At 62.6% G+C, this 17278-nt stretch carries 14 protein-coding genes; 11 read left to right on the top strand and 3 right to left on the bottom strand.

Translation table 11 applies throughout. From position 1 onward, the window contains the following. Positions 1 to 47 precede the first annotated feature (47 nt). Positions 48 to 503, top strand: a complete 456-nt coding sequence (locus tag JQ641_RS33380; RefSeq protein ID WP_212000588.1) for a VOC family protein — start codon at positions 48 to 50, stop codon at positions 501 to 503. A gap of 152 nt (positions 504 to 655) precedes the next feature. Here the strand turns inward: JQ641_RS33380 and JQ641_RS33375 are convergent, their stop codons facing one another. Both JQ641_RS33375 and JQ641_RS33370 read right to left on the bottom strand, forming a co-directional pair. Beyond that, positions 656 to 1171 (bottom strand): ATP synthase subunit B family protein, encoded by a 516-nt coding sequence (locus JQ641_RS33375; protein WP_212000587.1) that lies wholly within the window; start codon positions 1169 to 1171, stop codon positions 656 to 658. A 186-nt stretch (positions 1172 to 1357) separates the two neighbouring features. Beyond that, entirely contained in the window at positions 1358 to 3064 is a 1707-nt protein-coding gene (locus JQ641_RS33370; protein ID WP_212000586.1) for a methyl-accepting chemotaxis protein, read from the bottom strand. A gap of 559 nt (positions 3065 to 3623) precedes the next feature. Between JQ641_RS33370 and JQ641_RS33365 the strand changes: the two genes are divergently transcribed. From JQ641_RS33365 to JQ641_RS33345, 5 genes are all read left to right on the top strand, one after another. Further along, on the top strand, positions 3624 to 4223 hold the full coding sequence (locus tag JQ641_RS33365) for a hypothetical protein (protein WP_212000585.1): 600 nt from the start codon (positions 3624 to 3626) through the stop codon (positions 4221 to 4223). A 51-nt stretch (positions 4224 to 4274) separates the two neighbouring features. Next, positions 4275 to 5657, top strand: a complete 1383-nt coding sequence (locus JQ641_RS33360; protein ID WP_212000583.1) for an ethanolamine ammonia-lyase subunit EutB — start codon at positions 4275 to 4277, stop codon at positions 5655 to 5657. Between the two features lie 149 nt (positions 5658 to 5806). Beyond that, on the top strand, positions 5807 to 7396 hold the full coding sequence (locus tag JQ641_RS33355) for a B12-binding domain-containing radical SAM protein (protein ID WP_212000581.1): 1590 nt from the start codon (positions 5807 to 5809) through the stop codon (positions 7394 to 7396). A 7-nt stretch (positions 7397 to 7403) separates the two neighbouring features. Beyond that, positions 7404 to 8177 carry an ethanolamine ammonia-lyase subunit EutC gene (eutC, locus tag JQ641_RS33350; RefSeq protein WP_212000579.1) on the top strand — a complete coding sequence of 258 codons (774 nt, stop codon included), beginning with the start codon at positions 7404 to 7406 and terminating at the stop codon, positions 8175 to 8177. Positions 8178 to 8412: 235 nt separating this feature from the next. Continuing rightward, entirely contained in the window at positions 8413 to 10794 is a 2382-nt protein-coding gene (locus JQ641_RS33345) for an efflux RND transporter permease subunit (protein WP_212000577.1), read from the top strand. 105 nt (positions 10795 to 10899) lie between these two features. On the opposite strand, the gene JQ641_RS33340 is transcribed toward JQ641_RS33345, so the two are convergent. Next, a complete protein-coding gene (locus JQ641_RS33340; protein WP_192737358.1) occupies positions 10900 to 11403 on the bottom strand; it encodes a hypothetical protein in 504 nt (167 codons plus the stop codon). A 419-nt stretch (positions 11404 to 11822) separates the two neighbouring features. On the opposite strand from JQ641_RS33340, the gene JQ641_RS33335 reads away from it, so the two are divergent. From JQ641_RS33335 to shc, 5 genes are all read left to right on the top strand, one after another. Beyond that, positions 11823 to 12059: a hypothetical protein gene (locus JQ641_RS33335; RefSeq protein ID WP_192737359.1), complete on the top strand. Its 237-nt coding sequence runs from the start codon at positions 11823 to 11825 to the stop codon at positions 12057 to 12059. Between the two features lie 189 nt (positions 12060 to 12248). Beyond that, positions 12249 to 13127, top strand: coding sequence for a squalene synthase HpnC (gene hpnC / locus JQ641_RS33330; protein WP_212000576.1), 879 nt, complete (start codon positions 12249 to 12251; stop codon positions 13125 to 13127). Next, a complete protein-coding gene (gene hpnD, locus JQ641_RS33325) occupies positions 13124 to 13963 on the top strand; it encodes a presqualene diphosphate synthase HpnD (RefSeq protein ID WP_212000575.1) in 840 nt (279 codons plus the stop codon). The genes hpnC and hpnD overlap by 4 nt, the downstream gene beginning before the upstream one ends. After that, the gene (hpnE, locus tag JQ641_RS33320; RefSeq protein ID WP_212000574.1) at positions 13963 to 15210 is read left to right on the top strand and encodes a hydroxysqualene dehydroxylase HpnE; all 1248 of its coding nucleotides are present in this window, start codon (positions 13963 to 13965) and stop codon (positions 15208 to 15210) included. The genes hpnD and hpnE overlap by 1 nt, the downstream gene beginning before the upstream one ends. A 69-nt stretch (positions 15211 to 15279) precedes the next feature. Continuing rightward, the gene (gene shc / locus JQ641_RS33315) at positions 15280 to 17277 is read left to right on the top strand and encodes a squalene--hopene cyclase (protein WP_212000573.1); all 1998 of its coding nucleotides are present in this window, start codon (positions 15280 to 15282) and stop codon (positions 17275 to 17277) included. Position 17278: the final 1 nt, after the last annotated feature.

Raw genomic sequence — 17278 nt, 5'->3', positions numbered from 1 at the left:
CGGCCGGTGCGGCCGAGTGCGCGGTGTCGATGACAGGGAGTAACAGGATGATACTCAATCCGGATCATATCACGATCGCAGTTGCAGACGCCGACCGGGCGATCGAGTTCTTCGCGCTGCTTGGCTTCAAAAAGGGGCACGTCGCGACGATCGACGGTGGCGTTCCCGCGAGGTACATGGGCATGCCGGCCATGAAAGCGCAGCACATCACCCTCGCACTCGAAGGCGCAAATCCTCATTTCGAGATCCAGCTGCTTGAGTTCGACCCGCCACCGGGGACCGATCCGGGTGCGCACCCGACGAATCTGCGAAAACTGGGCTTCAATCATCTCGCGTTCCGCGTCGACGACATTGAGGCGGCCACCGCGGACCTCGTGGCCAACGGCGTGACCGTGCTGAGCGACGAGATGGACTACATCAGCCGAAAGCTGCGGCTCTTCGAGGGTCCCGAGGGCATCACCGTAGAGTTGGTACAGTGGGACGGCTCAGACGCTTCCGGCTAGGGTCTCCAACTCGCGCCCGCTGTCACCTGAGCTGGTTGCGATGTCGCCTTATGCATGGCAATCGCGCAGATTGGGCAGACTCATCCGCGTAGAAAAAGCGTCAAAACAAAAAACTGGAGCTCGGTTCTGATTCTATCAGAACCGACAATGTTCTATGCAGCCGAAGAGACCTTGTCTGGCTGGCAAGCGCGCTTGTCGGCGAAGGCCGTGTTGATGGCGTCGTGGAAGCGACGCAGCCAGTGCTCGGCCGTGTTCGCGCGCGCTTCGGCTTCGGCCAGTCGTTTGGTGAGTTGTTCTACGTTGGCCTCACTTGCAATCAATCTTTCCTGGAGGCTGGCAATCTGTTGTGAAGCCTCAATTCGCTTCGAACGTGAATGCTGCAACAGTTCGAACGCCTTGGCCTGGATTCTGTGGGAGTGACTTTCCACCATCTGCATGGCCTGGGCGGCGCCACTGATCAGCTCAAGGGCTTGAAGATGGTCTGGAGAATCGGCGTCTTTCGGCAGGGCCGCGACTGACGGGACTGACGGGGCCGACAGGGCCTCTTCGAGTTCGAAGCTGAATTCCGAATCACCCTGGTCCTCCGTCCGCGGTACAACGAGGTTGTAGACGTGAGGGCGACGGATTGCGTTTGGCTGCCTGTTGGTGGCTCTGCTGTCCCGGGCCATGGTTGTTCTCCTCCAATGCGCTGGGGCCGTGAGGAGACAATCGCAAGCGTATGGTTAACAAAAGGTTAATGCGCACACGCGAAAAGGATGGTTGAGGGCTTGATACCCTTTGGCGTTGCCGTCCTGGGATCAGTTCTCCGCCGGTTTGGGAAGCCGATATCGCTTCAGGAAAACCCTCATCCCGCTCTAGGTGCCGGTGCGCCTGAAATCCTCGACCGGGTCGGCGCGCAGGTTCCTGAAGAACGTTTCGACTTCGCGGGACAGCGTTTCTGCCGTCGCCGTCAGGTCGCTGGAGGCCGTGAGGACCGACGCCGCGGCAGTACTGGTCTTGCCCATGGCGTCGCTGAGCGAGCCGATATTGACCACCAGCGTGCCGTTGCCTTGCGCCGCCAGTTGCGCGTTCTGCGAGATTTCGCGGGTCGCCAGATCCTGCTGCTCAATGGCGCCGGCAATCGCCGACGTCACATCGTTGATCTCGCGCACCGCGTTGCCGATTTCGCGGACGGCTTCGACCGAATTCTTCGTCGAGGTTTGGATCAGGCCGACATTCTGACCGATCTCGGCAGTCGCCTTGGCGGTCTGCTCGGCCAGCGCCTTGACCTCATGGGCGACGACGGCAAAGCCGCGGCCGGCGTCACCGGCGCGCGCGGCCTCGATCGTCGCGTTCAGCGCCAGCAGATTGGTCTGCTCGGCGATCGCCTGGATCAGGTTGAGCACGCCGTCGATGCGTTGCGTTGCGGCGGCAAGCCCTTCGATCTCGGTGACGGATTTTTCCGTGCGAAAACCGGCCTGTTCGACCGCGCTGGCGGACTGGCGAACCTGGCGGCCGATCTCTTCAACGGAAGCGGACAGTTCTTCGGCGGCGCTGGCGACCGCGGAAACGTTGCTGGAAGCCTGCTCGGTGGCGCCTGACGCCGCAACGGCGCGTCCGCTGGCATCCGACGCCACGCTGGCGATGGTCTCGGCGGTGCCGCGCATCGACGTCGCGTTGTCGGTGACGGCGCGCAAGACGCCGCCGATCGCTTCGCGGAAGGCGTCCACCGAGGCTTCGATCTGCCGGGTGCGCTGTTCGCGGGCCTTGGAATCCTCCACTACCTGCGAGTTCAGGTTGCGGTTGCGGTCCATCGCCTCCTGGAAAATCTTGATGGCGCGCGCCAGCGCGCCGATCTCGTCGACGCGATTGGCGTGCGGCACCTCGACGCCTTCGGCGCCCTCGGCGACGCGCTTGATGGTGTCGGTGATGACGGACAAGGGACGCGCGACCGAGCGGGAAATGATCAGCACGCCGATCACGACCACGATGATCGCCAGCACGCCCAGACCCGTGAGCACAAAGGCCAGCGTATGGTTGGCGTCGGCCTGCTGCGCCAGCTTCTTGCTGCGCTCGGCGTAGACCCTGGAAAGTGCTTCGAGATCCTTGTTCAGGGCCGAGCGCACCTGGCGGTTGGCGTCATTGTCGCCCCATTCGCGGCCAGCGGCGGCGCCGATTTCGACGCCACGCCGAACCAGTTCCTTGCGGAAGTCGATGAATTGTTCGATGCGCTTCTTGAAGGTGGCGAATTGCTCGGCATCGTCGGCCTGGACCAGTGCTTCCCAGTTCTTGACGACGCCAAGAATGCTGTCGTTGAACTTGAGCAGCCCATCGCCGTACCTCTTCACGACGGCGGGCTCCGTCGACATGTAGACGCCGCGCGATTCCATCACCACCGCATAGACCAGCGAATTGACCCGTTCGACGTTCAGCGCTGCCCGGCTTGCCGTCGCGACGGCCTCGGTGAGGGCGGTGTTCTGTCGGGTGTTGTAGTCGGAGAGGGCCGTGATGGCGGCGACGAGAACCGCGAACAACGCGAAGATTGAGTACAGCTTGGCTGCAAGCGAAAGGCGGGAAAGCATCGATCTACCAGGAAAAGAGCCAGGGGATTTTATGGATTGGGTCATCGCGGCACTCCAAATGGGGCCGGTTGAGCACCGTCGGCCGTCGACAAATTGTGCAGAATTTTCATGGACAATGTCTTAACGCGCGAGATTCGCAGAGCTGCAACTTTTGGAATTATTGTATAAGAAGTTCAAATGCTTATCGGGGTGGTCGGCCAGGTGCGACACTGCGACCGGAGCACGCATGTCTTACCAAAGCGTTACTCGCGGACGAGGTGCAATTTCGATGTACCGCCAGCTCACTCGCGGCTCTCGCTCAATGCGCGCGGCAGGCCGGCTAACCGAGGTGAGGGCGCGCCAACCTGCCGTAGAATGGCAGAAGTGCTCTCTCGCAGGGTGACCCGCAATCACGGCGAACGCGAATCAAGCTAGACAGCGAATGCAGCGACGGAACGAAGACGGCTCGTCTTGCCCGGGCGGGCGAACGCGCAAACCCTGAAACCATCGTCGGGGACCATCCTGTGCGCGGTACGCCTGCTGCACCGTGTGGTTCGATTGTGATTGAGGACGAGGGCTTATGGCTCAAACTGCCGCCCTGACGGGCAATGTCGATCTCTATCTCCACATTCGCGTGCTGGTCGCCATCATTCTCGGGCTCAGCGTCACCCGCCTGATCAGCGGCATCGCGACATTGATCCAGCATCCCGGCCGCACCCCGATCTGGTCTGTTCATCTGGGCTGGGTCGCCTGGGCGCTCCTGAACGTGGTCACGTTCTGGTGGTGGGAGTTTCGGCTGAGCTTCGTGCAGCAATGGACGTTTGGCCTGTACGCCTTCATCTGCGTGTATGCGTCGATGTACTATTTCCTGAGCGCGCTGCTCTTTCCTCAGGATCTCGATGATTATCAGGGCTATCAGGACTATTTTCTCGACCGCCGCCGCTGGTTCTTTGGCTTGATAGCCCTGACGGAAGCGCTCGATGTGGTCGATACCTTGATAAAGGGCGAGCAACATCTGCGTTCCCTGGGACCTGAATATCTCCCGCGGATCGGCGCATTCGTACTGCTATGCGTGGTGGGCGCGATAACGCGCAATCCGAGATTCCATAAGCTGTTCGTGTTCGCCGCGATCGCTTATGAGATTAGCTTTTTCGGCCGCTATTACGGTACACTGAACTAGCACCGGGCGGCGGCCACGGCGTGGAGCGAGAGCAGGGGCCTGGAGATCAGCATGGTCTATCGCCAAGCCATCGATGCCACCTCATACGTCTTCGACGATTTGCGCGACCTGCTGGCCAAGGCGACGCCGCGGCGTTCCGGCGATCGCCTGGCCGGCGTCGCAGCCGACAGCGCCCAGCAGATGATTGCGGCGCGGATGGCGCTCGCGAATGTCCCGCTCAAGCAGTTCCTGAGCGAGACCGTGGTGCCTTACGAAGACGACGAGGTCACCCGGCTGATCGTCGATAGCCACGATGCGGCAGGCTTTGCCGCCATCTCGTCGCTGACGGTGGGCGGGTTTCGCGACTGGCTGCTGTCGGACGCGGCGACCTCCGCGGTGCTGAAGCAGATATCGCGCGGGATCACGCCGGAAATGGCCGCCGCCGTGTCCAAATTGATGCGCAACCAGGATCTCATCCTGGTTGCGCAAAAATGCGCCGTGACGACGGCGTTTCGCAACACCATCGGACTGAAGGGCCGCATGAGCGTCCGCCTGCAGCCCAACCATCCCTTTGACGACGCCAAGGGCATTACCGCTTCGATCCTCGACGGCATCCTGCTCGGATCGGGCGACGCCTGTATCGGCATCAACCCGGCGAGCGACGATCCGGCCGTGATCGGCGAACTCGTGCGCCTGCTCGACGGCGTCATCGCGCGGCTGCAGATCCCGACCCAGGGCTGCGTGCTCACCCATGTCACCACCACGCTCGGGCTGATCGGGCAGGGCGCGCCCGTCGATCTCGTATTCCAGTCGATTGCAGGGACCGAGGCCGCCAACCGCAGCTTTGGCGTCGATCTGGCGCTGTTGCGGGAAGCGCAGCAGGCCGGGTTATCGCTACGCCGCGGTACCGTCGGCGACAATGTGATGTATTTCGAGACCGGGCAGGGCTCGGCGCTGTCGGCGGGCGCCCATCACAATGTCGATCAGCAGACCCTGGAGGCGCGGGCCTATGCCGTGGCGCGCGCCTTCGATCCCCTGCTGGTCAACAGCGTGGTCGGCTTTATCGGCCCGGAATACCTGTATGACGGCAAGGAGATCATCCGCGCCGGGCTGGAGGACCATTTCTGCGGCAAGCTGCTCGGCCTGCCGCTTGGCGTCGACGTCTGCTACACCAACCATGCCGAGGCCGACCAGGACGACATGGACAATCTCTTGACGCTGCTGGCGGCCGCCGGCGTTACCTTCATCATGGGGGTGCCGGGCGCGGATGACGTGATGCTGAACTATCAATCCACCTCATTCCACGACGCGCTCTATGTCAGGGACCTGTTCGGACTGAAGCGGGCGCCCGAATTCGACGACTGGCTGCTGCGCAGCGGGCTTGCCGGCGCCGATTTCCGCCTTGCGGGTGACGCGGGCCTGCTACCCGAATTTGCGTCACGGCTGATCGCTTGAACCGTCCGGGCGCGCCCGGTGACTAACCTGTCACGCAACCATTGGGCCGCCAGCGCGTTATAAGGGGCCGCCACAATCTTGAAGAATTTCTGGCCCACCCTTCAATGACGTGCTTAAATTTGCGACAGGGCTTTGGCTGAGGAAGTTTGATGAGAGCTGAAGGCATTGAGACGGCACGGCGCATTCTGTGTGTCTTCCCGCGATACACGTCTTCTTTTGGCACGTTCGAGTACGCCTATCCTCTGACCGACGGCGTCCAGGCTTTCATGCCTCCGCAGGGGTTGCTGCTGATCGCGGCCTATTTGCCGGCCAACTGGCCGGTCCGCTTCGTCGACGAAAACCTTCGCCCCGCCACCCAAGAAGATTTCGAGTGGGCGGAAGCGGTGTTCGTCAGCGGCATGCACATCCAGCGCCAGCAGATGAACGACATCTGCCGCCGCGCCCACGCTTTCGACCTTGCGGTCGCGATCGGCGGGCCGTCGGTCAGCGCCTGCCCGGATTACTATCCCTCGTTCGATTATCTCCATGTCGGCGAACTCGGCGACGCGACCAATGATTTGATCGCGCGGCTGGCGCGCGACCCGTCACGGCCCGAGCAGCAGGTGGTGCTGAAAACCGCCGATCGCCTGGCGATGACGGAATTCCCAATCCCGGCCTATGAGCTCGCCGAGATCAAGAAATATCTGCTCGGCAGCATCCAGTATTCCAGCGGCTGCCCCTATCAGTGCGAGTTCTGCGACATCCCCGGCCTCTATGGCCGCAATCCGCGGATCAAGGCGCCGCAGCAGATCATTGCCGAGCTCGACCGACTGCGCGAATGCGGCATGACCGACACGGTGTATTTCGTCGATGATAATTTCATCGGCAACCGGAAGGCGGCGCTCGACCTGTTGCCGCATCTGGTCGAGTGGCAGAAAAAACACGGCTACATCACCCGGCTCGCCTGCGAGGCGACGCTCAATATCGCCAAGCGGCCCGAGATCCTCGAGAAGATGCGCGAGGCCTTCTTCGTCACGGTGTTCTGCGGCATCGAAACGCCCGATCCCGGCGCGCTGAAAGCGATGCACAAGGACCACAACATGATGGTCCCGATCCTGGAAGGCATCCACACCATCAATTCCTATGGCATGGAGGTCGTCTCCGGCATCATCATGGGTCTCGACACCGACAAGCCCGAGACCGCCGACGCGTTGCTGGCCTTTGTCGATGAATCCCGGATTCCGCTGCTGACGATCAATCTGCTGCAGGCGCTGCCGAAGACGCCGCTGTGGGATCGCCTGCAAAAGGAAGGCCGGCTGCTCGAGGAAGAGGACGGCCGCGACTCCAATGTCGATTTCCTGCTGCCCTACGATCAGGTGGTCAGTTCATGGCGCAAATGCATGGAGTTCGCCTATGAACCCGCGCGGCTGTTCGCGCGCTATCAGTATCAGTGCGAATACACCTACGCCAACCGGCTCAAAAGGCCTGTCAGCCCGGAGATGCGTAGCTGGGCCAATATCCGGCGCGGCCTGATCATGCTGCGCAATATCTTCTGGAAAGTCGGGGTGCTCGGCGACTACCGGAAGGCGTTCTGGAAATTCGCGCTGCGGCGGCTGCGGCAGGGCGACATCGAGGGCCTGATCGGGTCAGCGATGATCGCGCATCATCTGATCCTGTTCTCGCGCGCGGCCTCCGGCGGTCAGCAGAGTGCATCGAACTATTCGATCCGGCTGCGCGAGGCCTCGGTCCCCGCCGAGTAACACCGATATGAAAACGCCGGTGCTACCGTCCCGTTCGCTGAGCGATCTGCGGGAGCTGACGCCGGCGCGCGTCGGGCTTGGCCGGGCCGGCGTCAGCATGCCGACCGATGCGCTGCTCGCCTTCACCCTCGACCACGCACGGGCCCGCGATGCGGTTCATGGCGCCTTCGACACGTCGCGTCTCGTCGAGGGATTGGCCAGTCTTGGACTGGCGCCGGTTCTCCTCTCCAGCCAGGCGCGCAACCGGGGCGCTTATCTGCGCCGCCCCGATCTCGGACGCATGCTGGATCCGGCCTCGCAACGCGCGCTGGCGGATCGAAGCGACAGCCCGTGCCAGCTGGCCATCGTGGTCGGCGACGGCCTGTCGCCGGCGGCGGTCAACGTCCATGCGATCGAACTGGTTCGCAATCTGGTTCCGCGATTGCAGGAAGCCGGGATCCAGCCCGGCGGTACCGCGGTCGCCTCCGGCGCGCGCGTGGCGCTGGGTGACGAGATCGGCGCCATGTTCGGCGCGCGCATGGTCCTGATGCTGATCGGCGAGCGGCCGGGCCTGTCGGCGCCGGACAGCCTCGGGGCCTATCTGACCTTTGCGCCGCGCATCGGCCTCACCGACGCTGATCGCAACTGCGTCTCCAACATTCACGGCGCGGGCCTGAACTACGATGAAGCCGCCTTCAAGATCGCCTGGCTGGTGCGCGAGGGGCTGGCCCGGCAAATCACGGGCGTCGCACTAAAAGATGAAAGCGGCGGCGCAGCGCCTGCGCGGATCGGGGCCGATTAGTTCGAGTGTGACAAATCAGAGACTTAGCGCTGATTTTCGTGTTCCGCGCGCTGATTTCTACCCTGTCGTGAGCTTGCCGTATGCGGTCCGGGCCTGTAAAACGGCGGCGGTTAATTTACCGCGTGATTTCAAGGGCTAGCGCCGATCAGCGCCAATCAGATATGGGGCTGACTGAGCCGCATTCGCGCCCGCAACCCAAGCTACAATTCAAGCCGACGTGAGAACTGGACAGGGTATGCTCGAAAAGAACACCGAAAGTCGGGTCCACGTCGAGGAGATCGAGGAGCCGCCGCCGCCCGGGCAGAGCATCGCCTTCGGGCTCGAGCGCATGGGGCTCATCGCGATGAAGGCGCCCATCCTGTCCTGCCTCATCCTGGCCGCCCTGATGATCGCGGCGATCTTTGGCATCCAGCGCATCAAGATCGATGATTCGCTGAGCCAGCTGTTCCGCTCCGACTCCAAGGACTACAAGCAGTACGAAGCCGTCACAAAGCGCTTTCCGGCGACCGAATTCGACGTGCTGGTGGTGGTCGAGGGCAAGACGCTGATGGCGCGCCCCAACCTCGAAAAGATCCGTGACATGGTCACGGACCTGCAACTGGTCGACGGCGTGCGCGGCTTGGTGTCGCTGTTTTCGGCGCGTCAGGCGCCCGAGCGCGGCAGGCTGCCGGCGGCGCTGTTCCCCTCCGAGCTGCCGGAAGGTGCAGCCTACGACAAATTCGTCGAGACCGTTAAGACCAACGAGATCATTCGCGGCAAATTGCTGTCCGAGGACGGCACGCTGGCGCTGATGGTGCTGTCGCTCGAACCTTCGATCGTCGGCAGTTCAAGCCTCACCAAGGTGATCGCCGACATCAGGAAGATCATGGCCGACGATCTCGCCGGCAGCGGGCTCAATGCGCAGCTGTCCGGCGTTCCGGTCATGCAGCTCGAGATCCGCAACGCGGTCAAGCGCGACGGGTTGACCTACAACATCCTCGGCATCCTGGCCGGCTGCATCATCGCGATCATCTTCTTCCGCAAGATATCGTTCATGATCATCGCGGCGTTCCCGCCGATCATCGCGATCCTGCTTTCGCTCGGCGGTCTCGGCTGGGCCGGATTCAATCTCAACATGTTCCTCAACGTGATGACGCCGCTCATCATGGTGATCAGCTTCTCCGATTCGATGCAGCTGACCTTCGCGGCGCGCGACCGGCTGATCGCGGGACAGGACAAATACACCGCCTTCAAGAACGCCGTGCTGGTGGTGGGGCCGGCCTGCGTGCTCACCCACGGTACCGCCGGCATCTCGTTCATCGCGCTCCAGTTCTCCGACTCCGAGCTGATCCGCAAATTCGGCGAGGCCGGCCTTGCCGCCACCATCATCGCGCTGATCGCGGTGCTGTCACTGGTGCCCGCCTTCGGCGTGCTTCTGGTGCGTAACGAAAAGATCATGGCGGTGAAGTTTCAGGGCGCCGACGCCGGCGTTCAGGCGCTGCGCAATTTCTGCTACTGGATCGCTGTACGCATGGTCAGCCGCCCCGGGCTGTTCAGCCTGCTCGCGGTGATCCTGGTCGCCGGCCTCGGCTACATCTACGCCACGCTGGAACCGCGTTATCGTCTCGCCGACCAGGTGCCCGACAAGCGCCAGGCGGTGGCGGCGTCGAGCCGTCTCGATGCCAAGCTCACCGGCGCCAACCCGATCGACGTGCTGATCGAATTCCCCAAGGGCGCCTCGCTCTATTCGGCGGACACCTTGAAGACGATCGCCGATGTCCACGCCATGGTGGAAACGGCGGCCGGCGTCGGCAACGTCTGGTCGCTGGAAACGCTGCGCCGCTGGTTGGCCGAAAAGGCAGGGAGCAGCGATGTCGCGACGCTGAAGGAATATGTCAGCGTGATTCCCGAACATCTGGTGCGGCGCTTCATCTCGGCCGATCAGGACGCCGTGGTGGTGTCGGGCCGCGTTCCCGATCTCGATTCAAGCGAGATCCTTCCCGTGGTCGACAAGCTCGACGCAGCGCTCAACAAGGTGCGCGCCGAGCATCCAGGCTATGAGATCGCAGTGACGGGTCTGTCGGCCATCGCCGCGCGCAACAGCGCCAACATGATCCAGAAGCTCAACCACGGCCTCACCATCGAATTCCTGCTGGTCGCGATCTTCATTGGCCTCGCGTTCCGCTCGGTGGTGGTGATGTTCTCCTGCATCCTGCCCGGCATTTTCCCGGTGGTGGCATCGGGCACCGTGCTGTGGATGCTGGGGGAGGGACTGCAATTCGCCAGCGTCGTGGCGCTGACGGTGTCGTTCGGCCTCGGCCTCAGTGCGACGATCCACTTCCTGAACCGGTTGCGGCTGGAGTCGAAGCCCGGCATCAGTCCGGAACTGGCGGTGGAACGCGCGACCGTGCTGGTCGGCCCGGCGCTGATCCTGACCACGGTGGTGCTGGCCTGCGGCCTCGTCGTGACGGTGTTTTCGGACCTGCCGTCGCTGCGCCTGTTTGGCTGGCTCAGCGCGTTCTCGATGGTCGCAGCATTGGTCGCGGATCTCTTCATCCTGCGGCCGACGTCGATGTTCCTGATCAACCTGTCGGAAAAGATCCGCGGCACCGGCGCTCACGCCAAGCCGGCAAAATAGCCGCAAAATAACCGATCGGCAGCTTTTGCAAAAAGCCGTCTGCACGAGAAAGAGCCAGGTTCTGATCAACAGAACCTGGCTCTGATACTAAAGAGGATTGTTCGATCAGGTCTTCGTCAGCGTGATGTTGACGCCGCGGATTTCGCCCTTGGAACTGATCTGGACGATCTGCTTGGTGCCGTTGGTCCGCAAGTTCAAATTGGCCGCAAATCCGGACGCCTCGACGAACACGTCGATCTGTCCGCCGCCTGCGGTGCCCTGCAGGTTGCCGAAGATGTTGCGGCTCTTTTCGCTCCAGTTGCCGGAGATACGGTCACCCTGGCTGGTGACGTCGCTGGAGAGAACGAATTTGTAGCTGTCGCTGGCGCAGTTCAGGTTCTGCTTCAGGCCGAGCCCGTTGGCATTGACCTTGTAGTCGGCCTTGCAGCGGATGTTTTCCGTGGTTCCGTTGGACAGCGCGACCGTGCCTGCGCCCGCCCAATTTCCGTCAAAACCGGCAAACGGGCCTCCCGCCTGCGTGTAGCCTGCGGAGACCGACAACATCAGCGCGGCGCCAACGCCGACGGCCGTGAGAGCCTGACCAAACAGGCTGGAACCAAACATTTTCATTGTGATTTTCCCATCAAAATAGACGCTCTATCAAAGACACGTCTCGCCCACATCGAAGATTTAGTGTTCCCGCGATATGTTAGGTTCAAATGACAAAATGCCAGCTGCGGCGATAGCGTCACGACAGGCGGCATTTTCACGCACTGGAATCAAAAAATCCCGGCGAGCTTCATCGGCAGCATCTAGCTTTGCGGGGTCCGGTCCGCAACAGCCAATCAAGAAGAAAGTTATTCCGTAAATAAACGTGATATATCAATTGGTTAATGGATGGGCGGCGGCGCCGCAAATTTGGCCGCATTTACCAGCGCTTGTCGTCGGCTCATTGCTGCGCTACGCGGCGTCTTCAGACAAATCCGTCCCGGCGATGCCGAAACACGATTCGGGAACAGGATTTCTTGCTGCCGAAATGAAGGAATACGATGCGTAAACTTTTCCTGGCTCTCTCTTTATTGTCGATCGCGGTGTCATCGGATGCCTTCGCCCAGCAACAGCGCAGTGGAACGCCGGAAGAGCAAAAGGCTTGCTCCCGTGACGTGCAGCGCTTTTGCCGCGCGGTGATCGATCAGGGCGATTTCACGATCCTGGCCTGCCTGCAGCAAAATCGTCCGAAGATCACGTCGGCCTGCGACCAGGTGCTGAAAAGCCACGGGCAATAACCCCGTCCGCACCGGTTAACCGTCGTACAAGGCCCGTTTCCGGCGTATTTGCCGGGAGCGGCGGCATGGGCTTGATGCCCCAGACAGCATTGGTTTTGGCGGCGTATTCCCCTATATGGGGCTCGCGATCCGTCGCGCGCGCCTGATATCGGCGCGTGCCGCCATTTGGACCAATGTAGCCAGCCTTCGATGACCAGCGCGAGCGAACTGCGATCCGGAAAAACCCACCGTGACGAGAACTTTCCGGTCGCGTCGTGGATCATTCATCCGCGTCACCGGGCGCTGATTCTCAGCTTCTACAATTTCGTCAGGACGGCCGACGACATCGCCGATCACGCGACGCTGCCGCCAGACGAAAAGCTGAGGCTCCTCGACCTCTTTGAAGCGGAGTTGCTCGGCAAGGGCGACACCCAGAAAGAGGCGGTCAGCCTGCACCATGCGCTCGCCACGCGCGAGATGCCGCCGCGCCACGCGCTCGACGTGCTGATTGCGTTCCGGATGGACGTTACCAAGCTGCGTTACGAGAACTGGGACGACGTGATCCATTATTGCCGTTACTCGGCGATGCCGGTCGGCCGCTTCATGCTCGACGTCCACGGCGAGAGCACCTCGACCTGGGCCGCCTCGGACGCGCTGTGCGCCGGTCTGCAGATCAACAACCATCTGCAGGACTGCGCCAAGGATTTTCGCGACCTCAACCGTGTCTACCTGCCGCGCGACGCGCTCGCAGCCGCCGGTGCTACGGTCGAGATGCTGGGCGAGGCGAAGTCACCGCCGGCTTTGCTGAAGTGCCTGCAGGCGCTCGCGGTGCGGACCGAGACCGTGCTCAACGAAAGCAAATCGCTGGCGGCCGAAGTGAAGGATTTCCGCCTCGGCCTCGAGATCTCGGTGATCCAGGCCTTTGCCGACAAGATCGTAGGCATGCTGAAGGTGCGCGATCCCCTCGCTGAGCGCGTGCATCTCAGTCCGCTCGAATTGCTGGCGCAAAGCCTCGGTGGTGTCGCCGGCGAGATCGCGCGCCGCGCGGTGGGCCGGCGGCCCGTGTCGAACCCGGCGGCCGGCGCATGACATCAGAGACGGCGGCGGCCGACGCAAATTACGGCACCACCGCGTCGGGCAGTTCGTTCTATGCCGCGATGCGCATCCTGCCGCGCGACCAGCGCGAGGCGATGTTCCTGATCTACAGTTTTTGCCGGCAGGTCGACGACATCGCCGATTCCCACGAACCGCGGCCGGAACGGCTCGCCGGCCTCCAGCAATGGCGTGACGACATCGACGCGCTCTATCAGGGCCGTCCGCCGGCACGCCTGCAGGATTACGTCGCCGCGGTGCGGACCTTCGGCCTCAAGCGCGAGGATTTTCTGGCGGTCGTCGACGGCATGGAAATGGATGTGCCGCAGGACATCCGCGCGCCGGATTTCGCAACGCTCGACCTTTATTGCGACCGCGTCGCGAGCGCCGTCGGACGCCTGTCCGTGCGGGTGTTCGGGTTGCCCGAGCACGACGGCGTCGAGCTTGCGCATCATCTTGGCCGCGCGCTGCAATTGACCAACATCCTGCGCGACATCGATGAAGACGCCACCCTCGGCCGTCTGTATCTGCCGCGTGAAGCCCTGCTGCATGCCGGGATCACCAGTGACGATCCGCACAAGGTGATTGTCGAGCGCGCCTTGCCGAAAGTTTGCCAGCCGCTGGCGGAACGGGCCAAGGCGTACTTCGAGAAAGCCGACGAGATCATGAAGCGCAATTCGCGCCGCAAGGTGCGCGCGCCCCGGATCATGTCGAAATATTACCGCGCCATCCTCGAGCTGTTGCTGGAACGGGGCTTTGCCGCGCCGCGCGCGCCGGTCCGCGTCACCAAGATGGCCAAGATCGGCATCCTTCTCCGTTACGCGATCATCTGATGCAAAAAACCGCTCACATCATCGGCGCCGGCATTTCCGGCCTCTCCGCCGCCGTCCGGCTGGCGAACGCCAATTACAAGGTGTGCGTCCACGAGGCGACGCAAACGACCGGCGGCCGCTGCCGTTCCTATTTCGACGCCGCCACCAATTTGATGATCGACAATGGCAATCACCTGCTGTTGTCGGGCAACAGCCATGCGCTGGCCTATGCGCGTTCGATCGGCACCGAGGCGGGACTGGTGGGACCGAAGCGCGCGCAGTTTCCCTTCTGCGACGTCTCGACCGGCCAGCGCTGGCAGCTCGATCTCGGCGATGGCCGGCTGCCGCTGTGGGTGTTCGACGAGGCGCGCCGGGTGCCCGACACGTCCTTGCGCGATTATCTCGCACTGATGCCTCTGATCTGGGCAGGGACGGACAAACTGGTCGGCAAGGCGATCCCCTGCGAGGGCACGTTGTACCAGCGGCTGGTGCAGCCGTTGCTGCTGGCCGCGCTCAACGTCGATCCGCCGGAGGGCTCGGCGGGGCTGGCCGGCGCGATCGTCCGTGAAACGCTGCTCGCCGGCGGTCAGGCCTGCCGGCCGCTGATCGCCCGCGAGGGCTTAAGTTCGGTGCTGATCGAACCTGCGATCAAGCTCTTGCAGGACAGGGGCGACACAGTTCAGCTCGGCCACGAGTTGCGCGAGTTCGTGATGAACGGCAGCCATGTCGGCGCACTGAAGTTCGGCGATGACGCGATTGCGCTGGCGCCTGACGATGTCGTGGTGCTCGCCGTTCCGCCGCGTCCCGCCGCCTCGTTGCTGCCGGGTCTCAAGACGCCGACGAAATACCGCGCCATCGTCAATGCGCATTTCCGCTTCGATCCACCAAGGGATGCGGTGCCGATCCTTGGCGTCGTCGGTGGATTGGTGGAATGGCTGTTTGCATTCCCGCAGCGCCTGTCGGTCACCATCAGCAATGGCGACCGTTTGGTCGATATGCCACGTGAAGAACTCGCACAGGCGATCTGGCGGGATGTCTGCAAGGCAGGTGGCGTGCAGGGCGAGTTACCGCCCTGGCAGATCGTGCGCGAACGCCGTGCTACATTCGAGGCGACGCCGGAGCAGAACGCGCTGCGGCCGGGCCCGGTCACCGCTTACAAGAACCTGTTTCTCGCCGGAGACTGGACTGATACGGGGTTGCCGGCAACCATCGAGGGATCGGTGCGGTCGGGTGACCGCGCGGCCGATCTGGTTCTGGCCAGGGCATGATGGCCTGACTGGAAGAGCGCGTGACCGGCTTTACGGTGCGCGATCGCGAACAGAGGGATGTCTGACGAAATGTCTTCCGTCGATCAAAGCGTTGTTGCCGATCCCGTCGCGGCAGCCGATGCCATCGCGGCAGTCGACCCCGTCGCGCTGGAGAAATCGATCTCCTCGGCGACGCAGGCGCTGCTCGGCTATCGGCAATCCGACGGGCACTGGGTATTCGAGCTGGAAGCCGACAGCACGATCCCGTCGGAATATGTGCTGCTGCGCCACTATCTCGCCGAGCCCGTCGACAGCGAACTCGAAGCCAAGATCGCCAACTATATCAGGCGCACGCAAGGCAATCATGGCGGCTGGCCGCTGGTGCAGGACGGTGCGTTCGATATGAGCGCCAGCGTGAAGTCTTACTTCGCGCTGAAGATGATCGGCGATTCCGTCGATGCGCCGCACATGGTGCGGGCGCGCGAGGCGATCCGTTCGCGCGGCGGGGCCGCCAAGGTCAACGTGTTCACCCGCTTCCTGCTGGCTTTCTACGGCGTGCTGACCTGGCGCGCGGTACCGGTGCTGCCGATCGAGATCATGCTGCTGCCGATGTGGTCGCCGTTCCATATCAACAAGATCTCCTACTGGGCGCGCACCACGATCGTGCCGCTGATGGTGATGGCGGCGCTGAAGCCGCTGGCAAAGAATCCGAAAGGCGTCGGGATCGACGAATTGTTCCTGCAGGATCCGAAGTCGGTCGGCATGACGGCGAAGGCGCCGCATCAAAGCACGGGCTGGTTCCTGCTGTTTCGCGGCATCGACGCCATCCTGCGGGTCGTCGAACCGATGTTTCCGAAAAAGCTTCGCGCCCGCGCGATCGATGCGGCACTTGCCTTTATCAACGAGCGGTTGAACGGCGAAGACGGCATGGGCGCGATCTATCCGCCGATGGCCAACATCGTCATGATGTACGAGGCGCTCGGCAAGGGACCGGATTTTCCGCCGCGCGCGATCACCCGCAGAGGCATCGACAAGCTCCTGGTGATCGGCGAGCACGAGGCCTATTGCCAGCCGTGCGTGTCGCCGGTGTGGGACACGGCGCTCACCTGCCACGCACTGGCTGAGGCCGGCGGCGAAGAAACGCTCGCGAAGATGAAGCAGGGTCTCGACTGGCTGAAGCCGCTGCAGGTGCTCGACCTCAAGGGCGATTGGGCGGTGAAGGCGCCCGATGTGCGGCCGGGTGGCTGGGCGTTCCAGTACAACAATGCGCATTATCCCGATCTCGACGACACCGCCGTCGTTGTCATGGCGATGGACCGCGCGCGCAAGCAGTCCGGAAGCTCCGAATACGATATCGCGATCGCGCGCGGCCGCGAGTGGATCGAGGGCATGCAGAGCCGCGATGGCGGCTGGGCCGCCTTCGACGTCAACAACCTCGAATACTATCTCAACAACATTCCGTTCTCCGACCACGGCGCGCTGCTCGATCCGCCGACCGAGGACGTCACCGCGCGCTGCGTCTCGATGCTGGCGCAACTCGGCGAAACCGCCGCGACCAGCAAGGCTGTTGCCGACGGCATCGACTATCTGCGCCGCACCCAGCTTGCCGAAGGCTCGTGGTACGGCCGCTGGGGGCTGAATTACGTCTACGGCACCTGGTCGGTGCTCTGTGCGCTAAATGTCGCAGGTATCGATCATCAGGACCCAATGATTCGCAAGGCGGTCGATTGGCTGCTATCGATTCAGAATCAGGACGGCGGCTGGGGCGAGGATGCGGTCAGCTACCGGCTGGACTACAGGGGATTCGAGGCCGCACCATCGACCTCCTCGCAAACGGCATGGGCCTTGCTTGGACTGATGGCAGCGGGCGAGGTCGGGAACCCGGCAGTTGCGCGCGGTGTGGAGTACCTAAAAACCACACAGACCGAAAAAGGGCTGTGGGATGAGCCGCGCTACACGGCTACGGGGTTTCCGCGGGTGTTTTATTTGCGTTATCATGGCTACTCGAAGTTCTTTCCGCTCTGGGCGATGGCGCGGTATCGGAATTTGAGAAGCACCAACAGCAGGGTGGTAGGGGTCGGGATGTGAC

It is taken from the genome of Bradyrhizobium sp. JYMT SZCCT0180 (assembly GCF_018130165.1).
Classification (GTDB): Bacteria; Pseudomonadota; Alphaproteobacteria; order Rhizobiales; family Xanthobacteraceae; genus Bradyrhizobium.
Note: the sequence above shows the minus strand (reverse complement) of the source record. Positions and strands in the feature narration are given on the sequence as shown.

What these genes read in the sequence shown, in the direction of transcription:
- shc (WP_212000573.1), top strand. Translation starts at nt 15,280, where the DNA reads ATGTCTTCCGTCGATCAAAGCGTTGTTGCCGATCCCGTCGCGGCAGCC.
- hpnD (WP_212000575.1), top strand. Translation starts at nt 13,124, where the DNA reads ATGACATCAGAGACGGCGGCGGCCGACGCAAATTACGGCACCACCGCG.
- JQ641_RS33345 (WP_212000577.1), top strand. Translation starts at nt 8,413, where the DNA reads ATGCTCGAAAAGAACACCGAAAGTCGGGTCCACGTCGAGGAGATCGAG.
- eutC (WP_212000579.1), top strand. Translation starts at nt 7,404, where the DNA reads ATGAAAACGCCGGTGCTACCGTCCCGTTCGCTGAGCGATCTGCGGGAG.
- JQ641_RS33370 (WP_212000586.1), bottom strand. Translation starts at nt 3,064, where the DNA reads ATGCTTTCCCGCCTTTCGCTTGCAGCCAAGCTGTACTCAATCTTCGCG.
- JQ641_RS33335 (WP_192737359.1), top strand. Translation starts at nt 11,823, where the DNA reads ATGCGTAAACTTTTCCTGGCTCTCTCTTTATTGTCGATCGCGGTGTCA.
- JQ641_RS33380 (WP_212000588.1), top strand. Translation starts at nt 48, where the DNA reads ATGATACTCAATCCGGATCATATCACGATCGCAGTTGCAGACGCCGAC.
- JQ641_RS33365 (WP_212000585.1), top strand. Translation starts at nt 3,624, where the DNA reads ATGGCTCAAACTGCCGCCCTGACGGGCAATGTCGATCTCTATCTCCAC.
- hpnC (WP_212000576.1), top strand. Translation starts at nt 12,249, where the DNA reads ATGACCAGCGCGAGCGAACTGCGATCCGGAAAAACCCACCGTGACGAG.
- hpnE (WP_212000574.1), top strand. Translation starts at nt 13,963, where the DNA reads ATGCAAAAAACCGCTCACATCATCGGCGCCGGCATTTCCGGCCTCTCC.
- JQ641_RS33360 (WP_212000583.1), top strand. Translation starts at nt 4,275, where the DNA reads ATGGTCTATCGCCAAGCCATCGATGCCACCTCATACGTCTTCGACGAT.
- JQ641_RS33355 (WP_212000581.1), top strand. Translation starts at nt 5,807, where the DNA reads ATGAGAGCTGAAGGCATTGAGACGGCACGGCGCATTCTGTGTGTCTTC.
- JQ641_RS33340 (WP_192737358.1), bottom strand. Translation starts at nt 11,403, where the DNA reads ATGAAAATGTTTGGTTCCAGCCTGTTTGGTCAGGCTCTCACGGCCGTC.
- JQ641_RS33375 (WP_212000587.1), bottom strand. Translation starts at nt 1,171, where the DNA reads ATGGCCCGGGACAGCAGAGCCACCAACAGGCAGCCAAACGCAATCCGT.